Annotated in this window: 17 protein-coding genes; 4 read left to right on the top strand and 13 right to left on the bottom strand. The window is 39.1% G+C overall.

From position 1 onward, the window contains the following. Positions 1-222 precede the first annotated feature (222 nt). The 3 genes from MSG93_RS05570 to MSG93_RS05560 are packed head-to-tail and all read right to left on the bottom strand — an operon-like array spanning position 223 to position 1,900. The gene (locus MSG93_RS05570; RefSeq protein ID WP_241305819.1) at positions 223-525 is read right to left on the bottom strand and encodes a hypothetical protein; all 303 of its coding nucleotides are present in this window, start codon (positions 523-525) and stop codon (positions 223-225) included. A gap of 2 nt (positions 526-527) precedes the next feature. After that, positions 528-1,682 carry a replication initiation factor domain-containing protein gene (locus MSG93_RS05565; RefSeq protein ID WP_324620895.1) on the bottom strand — a complete coding sequence of 385 codons (1,155 nt, stop codon included), beginning with the start codon at positions 1,680-1,682 and terminating at the stop codon, positions 528-530. Next, positions 1,682-1,900 (bottom strand): hypothetical protein, encoded by a 219-nt coding sequence (locus tag MSG93_RS05560; RefSeq protein ID WP_005230423.1) that lies wholly within the window; start codon positions 1,898-1,900, stop codon positions 1,682-1,684. The genes MSG93_RS05565 and MSG93_RS05560 overlap by 1 nt, the downstream gene beginning before the upstream one ends. A 116-nt stretch (positions 1,901-2,016) precedes the next feature. Here MSG93_RS05560 and MSG93_RS05555 point away from each other — a divergent pair, with 116 nt between their 5' ends. Continuing rightward, entirely contained in the window at positions 2,017-2,211 is a 195-nt protein-coding gene (locus tag MSG93_RS05555; protein WP_324620888.1) for a hypothetical protein, read from the top strand. A 33-nt stretch (positions 2,212-2,244) separates the two neighbouring features. Beyond that, complete coding sequence (locus tag MSG93_RS05550; protein WP_324620887.1) at positions 2,245-2,499, top strand: hypothetical protein; 255 nt, start codon at positions 2,245-2,247, stop codon at positions 2,497-2,499. A gap of 648 nt (positions 2,500-3,147) precedes the next feature. Here the strand turns inward: MSG93_RS05550 and MSG93_RS05545 are convergent. The 8 genes from MSG93_RS05545 to MSG93_RS05510 all read right to left on the bottom strand — a co-directional run bounded on the left by MSG93_RS05545 (position 3,148) and on the right by MSG93_RS05510 (position 8,611). Next, entirely contained in the window at positions 3,148-4,317 is a 1,170-nt protein-coding gene (locus MSG93_RS05545; RefSeq protein ID WP_324620894.1) for a zonular occludens toxin domain-containing protein, read from the bottom strand. A gap of 3 nt (positions 4,318-4,320) precedes the next feature. Further along, positions 4,321-4,602: a DUF2523 family protein gene (locus MSG93_RS05540; RefSeq protein ID WP_032871524.1), complete on the bottom strand. Its 282-nt coding sequence runs from the start codon at positions 4,600-4,602 to the stop codon at positions 4,321-4,323. Then, positions 4,602-6,107 carry a hypothetical protein gene (locus tag MSG93_RS05535; RefSeq protein ID WP_324620892.1) on the bottom strand — a complete coding sequence of 502 codons (1,506 nt, stop codon included), beginning with the start codon at positions 6,105-6,107 and terminating at the stop codon, positions 4,602-4,604. Before MSG93_RS05535 ends, MSG93_RS05540 begins: the two co-directional genes overlap by 1 nt. A 152-nt stretch (positions 6,108-6,259) precedes the next feature. Beyond that, the gene (locus MSG93_RS05530) at positions 6,260-6,502 is read right to left on the bottom strand and encodes a hypothetical protein (RefSeq protein WP_324620891.1); all 243 of its coding nucleotides are present in this window, start codon (positions 6,500-6,502) and stop codon (positions 6,260-6,262) included. A 3-nt stretch (positions 6,503-6,505) separates the two neighbouring features. Next, the gene (locus MSG93_RS05525) at positions 6,506-6,628 is read right to left on the bottom strand and encodes a hypothetical protein (protein ID WP_324620890.1); all 123 of its coding nucleotides are present in this window, start codon (positions 6,626-6,628) and stop codon (positions 6,506-6,508) included. Between the two features lie 305 nt (positions 6,629-6,933). Next, positions 6,934-7,236 carry a hypothetical protein gene (locus MSG93_RS05520; protein ID WP_241305819.1) on the bottom strand — a complete coding sequence of 101 codons (303 nt, stop codon included), beginning with the start codon at positions 7,234-7,236 and terminating at the stop codon, positions 6,934-6,936. A gap of 2 nt (positions 7,237-7,238) precedes the next feature. Beyond that, on the bottom strand, positions 7,239-8,393 hold the full coding sequence (locus MSG93_RS05515; protein WP_324620889.1) for a replication initiation factor domain-containing protein: 1,155 nt from the start codon (positions 8,391-8,393) through the stop codon (positions 7,239-7,241). Further along, entirely contained in the window at positions 8,393-8,611 is a 219-nt protein-coding gene (locus MSG93_RS05510) for a hypothetical protein (RefSeq protein ID WP_005230423.1), read from the bottom strand. The genes MSG93_RS05515 and MSG93_RS05510 overlap by 1 nt, the downstream gene beginning before the upstream one ends. 116 nt (positions 8,612-8,727) lie before the next feature. Here MSG93_RS05510 and MSG93_RS05505 point away from each other — a divergent pair, with 116 nt between their 5' ends. Further along, complete coding sequence (locus tag MSG93_RS05505; protein WP_324620888.1) at positions 8,728-8,922, top strand: hypothetical protein; 195 nt, start codon at positions 8,728-8,730, stop codon at positions 8,920-8,922. 33 nt (positions 8,923-8,955) lie between these two features. Further along, the gene (locus MSG93_RS05500) at positions 8,956-9,210 is read left to right on the top strand and encodes a hypothetical protein (protein WP_324620887.1); all 255 of its coding nucleotides are present in this window, start codon (positions 8,956-8,958) and stop codon (positions 9,208-9,210) included. A gap of 269 nt (positions 9,211-9,479) precedes the next feature. Here MSG93_RS05500 and MSG93_RS05495 read toward each other — a convergent pair whose 3' ends face one another. Next, a complete protein-coding gene (locus tag MSG93_RS05495) occupies positions 9,480-11,648 on the bottom strand; it encodes a TonB-dependent siderophore receptor (RefSeq protein WP_324620886.1) in 2,169 nt (722 codons plus the stop codon). Positions 11,649-11,801: 153 nt separating this feature from the next. Further along, positions 11,802-12,182: a Fur family transcriptional regulator gene (locus MSG93_RS05490; protein WP_324620885.1), complete on the bottom strand. Its 381-nt coding sequence runs from the start codon at positions 12,180-12,182 to the stop codon at positions 11,802-11,804. Between the last annotated feature and the right edge of the window lie 36 nt (positions 12,183-12,218).

The following is a 12,218-nucleotide window of genomic DNA, read 5'->3' as shown; positions in this document are numbered from 1 at the left end:
GGCTGATACGCAAGTCGAGTAGCGTTCTGATTTCCGCATAACTTTGATTATGTTATTTAGAATACACTTTGGTGAGTTAATAAATTAACTCACCAAAGTGCCACGCCAACAATAAGTAAAGTAGATTATCTAGGGCGTGGTCTCAGATATTCTATTTAACATAATATACATTATACGAAGCGTTTTAAAAATAAGCCTTTAGGATCAAAGGCTTATGTCTTCTTACAATGGTTTAACCTGTGGAAGCTCAACTGATTTAACGATGTATTTCAGAGTTTTGCCCGAAGTCACCATTTCAAATGTAATGTCAGCTTCCAATGGAAATTTATGTTGCTTAAGCAACACTAAGTTTGTACGGTCTTGCCAGTTAAAAACCTCACACGCATTACCAACTGCATTACCTTGTGATAAATCCAACGGAACTTCACAGTACAAAGCCACATGGTCATAGTGACGGCCATCCTCAGTTTTAAAATCAACTGACTTGGCACCCAAGATTTTTACTTTGTTTTTAAATTGCATCATTGCTACATTCTCCGAGCAGTTATAAGCACATGATCCATACGCTTTGGAAAAGCCAAAGGATCAGAGCAAGTGATTAAATTGATAAGTTCTTCAGGTTCGAAGACCTCTTTAAAAATATTGATATATTTACCGTATTGGTGCTTTAAGTTCTTGATTGCAGTATCAAAATGAATCTTCGCAGTCTTCTGAATCGTTTCGATTCGAGCTGGTTGAATATCGTCAGCAAGCGACTGGAAACATGGATATGCAGCAATAAAATATTCTGACGGGGCCAAAAGCATACCGAATGGCAAGATACGGTCTACTGATTTAAATTCGACTTCAGCACGCTGCCAGTTATCATCCGGATCACCCTCAGCACGACCTTTCTCATACAAACGCATATATTTGCCTGATTCACGGCTACCGATCACAAGCGTGCGACCCTTTCCTGTCGGACGTTTCCAGTTGCCTTTATGCTCAACATTAGGCGCACGATTACCGCAGCTAAAGCCACCCAGACCGTCCTGCATATTGCCCCAATCCACATTGACGTTTTTACCCTCAAAGTCATCGTGTGCAATGTCTACGCGAGTTAATTTAGGACGTTTGGCAAGGGTTACAAGGAAATGATAAAGGCGAAGCTCCCAGCCTGGCTTTGCAAATGAACAGCCACGGCCATTTAACATAATCAAAACGGTATTTCTCTGACCACCAATGCACAAAAAGCCAAAATCTTCACCTAAAACATAACTTTGCTCATAAAAGTTAAGGCCAGAATTACGGCAGAATGAAGCAGAAAATCCAAAGATATGCTCTAAATGAGGTTCAAGAGCATCAACAGCAGACGACCAAAGATGCTCATCCTTAACAAACTCGTCATCTTTCCAGTATTTATCGCCCATCGTTTCGATGCCGATTGTGAAATTTACCCAGTCAATAACTGCAATTTCATTCGGTGCCGGTAAGCGGCATTCGATTGGTTTTACACCTTTCGAAGTTGAAACCATACGTTGGTAAGGGATTGCATATAGCGGATGCTGACCTTGGGAATTATCAAATGGAGTCTTCGTATCCACACCCTTTACCCCCATCTTATTAATGGGGTTACTAACTGCTGCATTTTTCAATCCCCCCCGCTGTACAGTGGGTATTGATTGTTTTTTAAGCGAACCCATTAGCAAATCCCCAATGATCTTAGTTTGTCGTTTTCTTCTTTTAGTGAATCGCAGTAAGCAGCAACGGTCGGATTCTTATAGCCCCACTCTGTCATTGCCATTTCAATGTGAAAAAGGACAAGCTCAGCTTCATAAGCTGGATTGCCACCGATGATTAATTGAACGCCTCGATCAAAAATAATCTTAGCTACGATCTCAAAAGCTAACTCTTTTTCCATTTTATGATTTATCACAAATGATATTTTAGAGCTTTATAACATCTAATTTGTGATTTCGCAACATATCATAAAATATAAATCAGATATGATGTCTCACTTTTTAGGAGAAGACCGATATGGCAGTTACAGTTAGACTCAGAGACGACGAAGAAGAAATGGTTAAAGAAGCCACTTTAGAAATGATGTTCGAGACTAAAATCAGAATTAAAGAATCTGACCTAATACACACACTCATAAGAAAACATCTAAAAGACGTAAAAACAGAAGATGTTATGAAATACAGAGCCGAAATACTAAAAAAAGACGACTAGTAATATATGTTGATCCCGACTATTAGGATAAAAATGAAAAAAACTATGCTTTGGAGCTTGCTAATACTAGCAAGCTCCCAATCACATTCAGAAGAATTAATTGCAAAAGCAACATATGACAATCAAAAAAAACAAATAATGTATTTAGAAGCAAACACAATGGAGCAAGAAAAACTAATGAAATGTGCACAAATAATAAGCACTAAAAAAGGCGAAGAATTACTAAAAAAACTATCAAAAGACAAAAAAGAAAAAGTAATTGAAATTAAGTTTAAATGCAAAATATGACCCCTACCCGTCAACTTCGCATAATGCAGATTGATGTTAAATCACGCTGATTTGCATGTAAGAATTATCATTGCAAATCAGCTATGTAACATAATCTGAGCTTACATTATGCGAAATCTCAGTCAAGTAATTCATCTAAAATTCTATGAACAAAAATCCAGTATATAGGGTACAACAAAACAAAAATTGCCAACCCTAAAATATCCTCAGTCATCATTAAAATTCCTTCATATCTTTAATGTAAAGCCAGAGCAGAAAACCTGTTTCAAAAATAGCCAACACCATTACTATTACGCCTAAAATATCTTGTGTAGTCATAACTTCTTTTCCCCAAAGTGTGTCCAGTAAAGCATAAACAAAAATAAAATCGTGGGTTTAAATTTTTAGCTGGTCGCTCATCGCTCCCCTTGAGTATGACGCTAAAAAATTTGAAATCCCGTCCTTATAGATTACAGCACACTCTATCATGTCGAAATGTCTAGACTACGCCTTGGGACACTCACAATACGGGTTTAAGCAGCTTTCAAACACGTTGTGTCCCAATTCCCCTGAAGACATTCCTTTGTTGATCCCTCGTCACATCATAGAGACGGTTTTTGTAATCAAAGAGGAAAAATTCATATTTTATTTGCCTAAATGACATTTTTGCTAAATCTGTAAATCATTAATTTGTGGTGAATTATTGCTAGCCTGGCTGGACATGCCAATTGACTTTTTTGCCCCCGAATAATCAAACGGACGATACCCATTTAAGTAACGTCTACAGTCTTCTTGAGAGACCTCAGGCATATAATCACCGTATTGATTAACAGCCATTAGCTTACCACCCCTTACAGTAATCACACCTGACATTCTAGGGTAATCATTGATCTGCATCGGCATTTCTTCAGGAAGCTTTACATCATATGGGCGATTAGGGTTGTAGTTTGCAACAATGGTATTCATATCATTACCTGTTCTAGCCGCAAGCTCTCCAGTGCGTTGTTCATAAGCTTTCTTATCAATTGCATCCCGACACATTTCAGCAGACCATTTAAATTGTTCCTGACAGTCCTTGATCCGGATCGCTAGATCATCAACCGGATTGGAAGCTACTGGAGAGACGTTCGGAGCTACCTTTTTGCCATTTTCATCAGTCGTTATCTGATCAACTTTATTTTTAGTATCAGCAAATAAATACCAGAATAAGGCAGCAATAATACCTAGAGTAAATAAAGCACCAATAGCAAATACCAGCAGATTCATATTAAAGTGCGTTTGACGATCTGAAGCTTTACCATCCTCAGTCGATTTATATAACTTCCAATATTTTTCCTCAATATTAAAAGTAAATGTATCTAAAGCAGTTTGTTTTAGATTCTTAGTTATATTTGTTTGTGCACGCTTAAATACAAAGCATTTAGAAACTTTCTTGGATGCAACCTCGATATAATAATGCTCTGAAACCAGCTCTCTAATATCAGGGTTAATCAGCTTTGTATTCGGTGTGATTAACCATACATCCAAATGCTTATGTCGAATCTGCGTAAAGTCTACAATTTCAGCATCACGTCTAGATGAGAAATGCTTAGAAAACTTCTCATTAAACTGTACCTCATCCATGATCAATAAGCTGTAATCTTCACAATCACGCCAATCAGGCAGCATATCTGTAATGCCATTACCTAACTCAGCATGCCCCCTGATACTCGAATAAATCTTAGCGTATGGACTACCTTTCTGAACAATTTTTTCAGCTTCCATAACTGCAAAATAAGACTTACCAGCGCCAAAGGATTCACCAGTAATTAAACGTACCTTTCCACCAATACCTGACATTTTTTATCCTGCCTTTCTTATAGCTAATTTTCCTGCATTGAGTGTCATCAGGAATAACGCGACTGAAATAAAACTACTTAGAACATGATCCACACCATAAATCCCCATAAGGGCCAATAGGTCTGGAGCAAGGCCATTCAGGCCTAGCAATTGCTGATTGAATGCGTATTTAACCGCTGCCATAGTACCGAGATAACCAACAACACTTAATCCAAGTGCTAATAATATTTTTTGAACAGCATTTTTTAATAGCCATTCGATAATAACTATTGCTACACGAGCCATTACTCACGACTCCTCAAAGCTATTAATAAATAAATTAAAGCCCCTAAATACCCGATAGCACGAATATAAGGATTAGCTTCCTGCCCAAACTCACAAATAAAGGTAAGGTCTTTTTCAAATTTAAAATAGCCTATGTCTTCAACCGTTCTGGAATATGGGCAATATTGTCCGAATCTAATATGATCTTCTCTTTGAAAATCTGTTATCTGTTCTTCTTTAATCTGAAATGGAGAATCAGTTAATCCAAGATCACTAGATGTACAATCAAAGTATTTAACTGAATTTAAATTAGTAGGGTCATAATTCGGATTTTTGCATTTACCAATGGACTCAACAGCGTCCTTGATACCATCCAGTTTTTTATTTGATTCGCCCACAGCTTCACTGGTGGCTTGTGCTGCGTCTTCGATTTTATCTAGGTGCTCATTCGATTTGTCTAACTTCTCAAGCCCCTGATTAACACCGTTAATGATCTTGTCAAGCTTCGGGTGAAAACCAGATAAAGCATTAAGTAAAGCATTTTTTAAAGATGTTATAGCATCAAGGATAGGCTTTAAATTGATAGAGCCACCTGTACCACCACCATCACCGCCTCCAGTAGGCTCAGATGCACCACCACCGCCATCGGTGTTAGGGTCATTAGGATTAGGCTTCTCAGGGTCAGGATTGTTCTTTACACAAATTTTTGAGCCATTGTATGTGGTCTCATAATAGCCACTTGGACATTGTGTATTATCAGGCGGTTGCGGACAGTAAGAACCACCGTTCATGCAATTGTTCGGATCATCAGGCTTGTCTGGATCGGGTGGATTTTTTGGAACGTTTGGACCAGATCGTACACATAATTGCTCACCATTGAACGAACCCGGAACATAGCCTGGCCCACAACCTTCCGGGGGGCGTTTGCAATAGTCAGCCCCATTACACGTATTGTTTTCTGGTGGTTTAGAGTTGTCTGGACAGAAAATTGAGCCATCTTTTGCACGTACACAGTTGTCATCAGGAGGAACGTAGCAATCACCATATGGATCCGTTTTGTCACACTTTGGCGGAGGGTCATCTTTGTATTCATTACGACAATCCTTATCGTCACCAGTGGCTTGTAAAATTGTATTATCGTAATTCGTCATCTCTACAACTGAGCCAGTACCAGTAAAAGTACAACCATCTTTGCAAAGTCGAACAGGTATATGCGTTGTACCTTTCGTTAACCAAGCAACAAGAGGAGTGCCAGCAGTAGGACATTTTTTAGCAACAAAGTCAGCAATTTTGACAGGTGTATTAAGATGATCCATATAAATAAATCTGTCATAAATCTGACATCGTGAAGCCTCACTACCAAAAACTGACTTAAAATCATCACAAACATCTTGTGCAACAGTGAAAGTACGACCTCCCTCAAAACGTTTTACACTTGTTTGATAAGGATTAGTCTTCCAGTCAGCAAATGCATCAACTGAAATAATCGATAAAAATAAAAAAACTGCAGTTTTTAATAATCGCATAAGAAATTCCGCCTACGGTGCAAAGACAATCCAAAACGCGACTAGAGTGACCATGATGAAATAGAACGTCATTTCTTACTCTCCAATGTAAAAAAGGCGGATTGCGGTGCGTGCGGTTGCGCGCTCCTCATCCGCCTTTTCTTTAATGTTGATTAGCGAAGCATTGACAACGCTTTACGGACACCCCAAGCCGTGAATGTCGGCATTGCTTTTAACGTTGCACCACCCACGATGCCAGCCAAAACAGCCGTTACTGTAAGACCTGCAGTTAAGTCAAAAGAACCATCACCATCAGCAGCCATTGCAGGTGCAATAGAAGCGATTGTGACACCAGTAGCTACAACTGCATGGTTGTAGTATTTCTTTGCTGTTTGAGCGATTTGCTTTTTATTCATCGTTTAATCCTCTCGTGTTGATGAACCTAAAGTGTGTATGACCGGTCTGGTTGACCAAGCCGTATACCAGATCAAAATCGTGGTAGACAGCAGTGCAATCACCTTTGCAGCAGGCAAATTGTTCAACTCATCCATCCACGACGTCTGATGTATTACGAGGACGCAGTAGTTGACACCGTTGATTACGGTTGTTGCTGTGCAATCATCTATCTGCATTCTCGAATCCTCTTATCCAAGGCACTTGGACATATGAAAAGCCAATAAACCCTTATGAAAAAATGAATAACATTTTGGGCATTCCGCTTGATTATCCCCTAGTATTGCTGTTATATTCATCTTAATAATTCTCATAAGTTATTGATTTTTAACATATTATACATTATACGAAGCGTTTTAAAAATAAGCCTTTAGGATCAAAGGCTTATGTCTTCTTACAATGGTTTAACCTGTGGAAGCTCAACTGATTTAACGATGTATTTCAGAGTTTTGCCCGAAGTCACCATTTCAAATGTAATGTCAGCTTCCAATGGAAATTTATGTTGCTTAAGCAACACTAAGTTTGTACGGTCTTGCCAGTTAAAAACCTCACACGCATTACCAACTGCATTACCTTGTGATAAATCCAACGGAACTTCACAGTACAAAGCCACATGGTCATAGTGACGGCCATCCTCAGTTTTAAAATCAACTGACTTGGCACCCAAGATTTTTACTTTGTTTTTAAATTGCATCATTGCTACATTCTCCGAGCAGTTATAAGCACATGATCCATACGCTTTGGAAAAGCCAAAGGATCAGAGCAAGTGATTAAATTGATAAGTTCTTCAGGTTCGAAGACCTCTTTAAAAATATTGATATATTTACCGTATTGGTGCTTTAAGTTCTTGATTGCAGTATCAAAATGAATCTTCGCAGTCTTCTGAATCGTTTCGATTCGAGCTGGTTGAATATCGTCAGCAAGCGACTGGAAACATGGATATGCAGCAATAAAATATTCTGACGGGGCCAAAAGCATATCGAATGGCAAGATACGGTCTACTGATTTAAATTCGACTTCAGCACGCTGCCAGTTATCATCCGGATCACCCTCAGCACGACCTTTCTCATACAAACGCATATATTTGCCTGATTCACGGCTACCGATCACAAGCGTGCGACCCTTTCCTGTCGGACGTTTCCAGTTGCCTTTATGCTCAACATTAGGCGCACGATTACCGCAGCTAAAGCCACCCAGACCGTCCTGCATATTGCCCCAATCCACATTGACGTTTTTACCCTCAAAGTCATCGTGTGCAATGTCTACGCGAGTTAATTTAGGACGTTTGGCAAGGGTTACAAGGAAATGATAAAGGCGAAGCTCCCAGCCTGGCTTTGCAAATGAACAGCCACGGCCATTTAACATAATCAAAACGGTATTTCTCTGACCACCAATGCACAAAAAGCCAAAATCTTCACCTAAAACATAACTTTGCTCATAAAAGTTAAGGCCAGAATTACGGCAGAATGAAGCAGAAAATCCAAAGATATGCTCTAAATGAGGTTCAAGAGCATCAACAGCAGACGACCAAAGATGCTCATCCTTAACAAACTCGTCATCTTTCCAGTATTTATCGCCCATCGTTTCGATGCCGATTGTGAAATTTACCCAGTCAATAACTGCAATTTCATTCGGTGCCGGTAAGCGGCATTCGATTGGTTTTACACCTTTCGAAGTTGAAACCATACGTTGGTAAGGGATTGCATATAGCGGATGCTGACCTTGGGAATTATCAAATGGAGTCTTCGTATCCACACCCTTTACCCCCATCTTATTAATGGGGTTACTAACTGCTGCATTTTTCAATCCCCCCCGCTGTACAGTGGGTATTGATTGTTTTTTAAGCGAACCCATTAGCAAATCCCCAATGATCTTAGTTTGTCGTTTTCTTCTTTTAGTGAATCGCAGTAAGCAGCAACGGTCGGATTCTTATAGCCCCACTCTGTCATTGCCATTTCAATGTGAAAAAGGACAAGCTCAGCTTCATAAGCTGGATTGCCACCGATGATTAATTGAACGCCTCGATCAAAAATAATCTTAGCTACGATCTCAAAAGCTAACTCTTTTTCCATTTTATGATTTATCACAAATGATATTTTAGAGCTTTATAACATCTAATTTGTGATTTCGCAACATATCATAAAATATAAATCAGATATGATGTCTCACTTTTTAGGAGAAGACCGATATGGCAGTTACAGTTAGACTCAGAGACGACGAAGAAGAAATGGTTAAAGAAGCCACTTTAGAAATGATGTTCGAGACTAAAATCAGAATTAAAGAATCTGACCTAATACACACACTCATAAGAAAACATCTAAAAGACGTAAAAACAGAAGATGTTATGAAATACAGAGCCGAAATACTAAAAAAAGACGACTAGTAATATATGTTGATCCCGACTATTAGGATAAAAATGAAAAAAACTATGCTTTGGAGCTTGCTAATACTAGCAAGCTCCCAATCACATTCAGAAGAATTAATTGCAAAAGCAACATATGACAATCAAAAAAAACAAATAATGTATTTAGAAGCAAACACAATGGAGCAAGAAAAACTAATGAAATGTGCACAAATAATAAGCACTAAAAAAGGCGAAGAATTACTAAAAAAACTATCAAAAGACAAAAAAGAAAAAGTAATTGAAATTAAGTTTAAATGCAAAATATGACCCCTACCCGTCAACTTCGCATAATGCAGATTGATGTTAAATCACGCTGATTTGCATGTAAGAATTATCATTGCAAATCAGCTATGTAACATAATCTGAGCTTACATTATGCGAAATAATATTGATTTATTAAGACCACGACTTGTTCCTCACCAAACACTAGTTTTGCAGCTTCTAATGTTCTTATACGCATCTAAATAAAACGGCGTAAACTTAAATGATTTAGAGTTTACACCGTGATGTAGTCTTTCCAGTTTTTCTATCTCAAGTTAAAAATTAACAGTCCATGACAGCTGTGCTGTACGTGGCGCACCTAGGAATAAATAATCATCCCCAAGAAAATTGCCGACATCGCGCCAGTATTTCTTATTGAATACGTTGTCTACATTCAATCTCAGCGTGTTGTCATAACCATAGGCATGAAAATTATACGCTGCACCAGCATCAAATACGCTATAACCTGACACCTTCACTGTACCGGTTTTATTGGCATATTTACTGCTGCTGTACTGCATACCTGCCAATAAACGTAATCCGTCAATTTGTGGCACTTGATACGATAAATGGCTGGAAAAACGTACATTTGGTACATTTTGAGTCTGATGTCCTTTATATTCAGCCACTTGAACATCTGTGAGTCGTGAACGTGTCAATGCCAGACTTGAGGTAATATCCAGATTATCACTTAAACGGCCTTGCAAGCCGAGTTCCAATCCCAGGTTGTGCTGTTCACCTTCAGCCACATAGTTATTGGCAGCATTGATATACTGATTGTCCTGTTTTAAATCAAATATTGCTGCGGTAAAAAGTAAATCCTGCCATTGATGTTTAATACCCAGTTCATATTGAGTTGAATGGATTGGCGCTAGCGTTACAGATGTATTGGCGGCAGATGCTGGCGCTTGGCCGCCATCACTTAAACCTTTGGCATAAGACACATATAAATGCGTGCGTTCCCAAGGCTGATACATCACGGCAAATTGCGGTAAGAAACGGTTAAAATCGGTCTTTCGAATGCGCGAACCATCTGCTTTGTAGGCATTTTCATCTAAATGTAGCAGTTTTCCACCTGCTAAAACTGACCAAGCTGCATTGAAATCAATCTGATCGATCAGCGTTAATGCAGTTTGCTGGCTTTTTAATGACTTATAATGGTTGGCTAAAGTTTTTTCAGATGGAATATAGTCTTTAGTATCTTCATAAATATTTCCAGATGCTTCTGGGGCTTGGAAAATAGCATCATATTGCGAATGACGTTTAGCTGTGTGTGACAATTCTGCACTGAGGTTGTGTAGCCATGCACCGGTCTTAAATTTACCGTTTATGCCTGCCTTAAATTGATTAGTGAGATAGCTGTCATCTGGGTTGCGAAAGTCATAAATATCGTAATTACCATTCGGGTCAAAACTATTACCTTGCGTCTGACAAGTTTCACTATAACAACCCCAGGCAAAGGATGAATAATCATCGACCACCACACGGCTTTGTGAAGCACTTAAATACGATGTCCAACTATCATTGATCTGATAAGTATATTTTAATCCGGTATTTAAGCTGTCACTGCTTATAGGTTGACTCCAGCTTTGATAACCCAGTAAACGATCCCATTTCACACCATCGGGTACGGCGTTGCCACCCAATAATTGATAACCTGGTACAGAACGCTGACGCTGATGCTGTGATTCAAGATCAAACTCAAGCTTGGAACGATCAGAGATATCCCAGTCTAAAGCGATGGAGCCAAATAAACGACGTCCATTGGCATGTTCAACATAAGGATGAATTTCTTCACTGGACAGATTAATCCGGTAACCCAATTGTTGCTGCTCACCCAAAAATCCACCCAGATCTGTTGCGATACGATAGCCCCCTTCACTATCTGCGCCCACGGTCACTGACCGTATATCTTTAGGGCGTTTAGTGACGTAATTGACCACACCACCGGGTGTTGACATGCCACTTTGAATCGCACTGATTCCTTTGAGGATTTCGACCTGTTGTTTATTTTCAAGCGCTACATTCTGCTCACCGCGAATCACATTACCATTGAGCAAATAACTTGAACCCAGATTCAGGGCAAAACCACGCATCATAAAGTTTGGGTAATAACCAATCGGTGCATAGCCGTCCCCTACTGCTGCATCATTCTTTACCACATCGGTGAGTGTTTTTGCATGTTGATCTGCAATACGTTCAGCCGTAATGGTACTGATTGATGCAGGTATTTCAGCCAGATGGTGTTGATTAAAACCGGTTAAATTGACTTTTGGCTGATAATACGCATTTTCTGCGGCCTGAGCATTGACTGTAATGGTGGCAAGCCGAGTGGCTTCACTTTCAGTTTCGGCCTGTGCCACTGTGGAAATCAGTCCTAGACAGGAAAAAGAACCAACTGTCAGTAACGCTGTTTGTAGACGAGAAAATGGAAAGGTTTTCACAGTATTTGCCGAGTCCTAAAAATTAATTTTACAGTCCGAATTTGCGGCACGAGTATTCACAATTTCTTTCGATTGGACAAGCATATTTTCCATCTATCTACGACTTTTTTATATTTAGCCGACAAATTGAATTTAACTAGCGATCCAAAGGTCTTACTTATATAAAATCAGTTCTGCCGTTGAAAATTCATCTCCAAGTTTGTCCATGATTTGTTCAAGCAAAGTGTTGATTTCAGGATTACTGTAGGGATGCATATTTCCGTTAATGGTTTCTCGCACATTACAATTGATTCTGTGTTTAAGTAGCTTATAGATACTTTTATTGCGACCAAACAGGATTCGTTGAATCAGGTGATGCTTTTCCAGATCAGACAGGACTCTGTAAATGGTACCTATTTTGAGACCACTCTGTTTATTGGCAATCATATAGATATCATCTGCGGTAAGACCGTTATGTTGCGCAAGGACTTCGAGTACAGAAACTCGGGCAACGGTTGGCGTTAAGCCTTTATTGGTTAATAATTTTGCGTACATAAAAAACCTGTCAATTAAAATAATAACAACAATATT

It is taken from the genome of Acinetobacter sp. IK40 (assembly GCF_035615075.1).
Classification (GTDB): Bacteria; Pseudomonadota; Gammaproteobacteria; order Pseudomonadales; family Moraxellaceae; genus Acinetobacter; species Acinetobacter courvalinii.
Note: the sequence above shows the minus strand (reverse complement) of the source record. Positions and strands in the feature narration are given on the sequence as shown.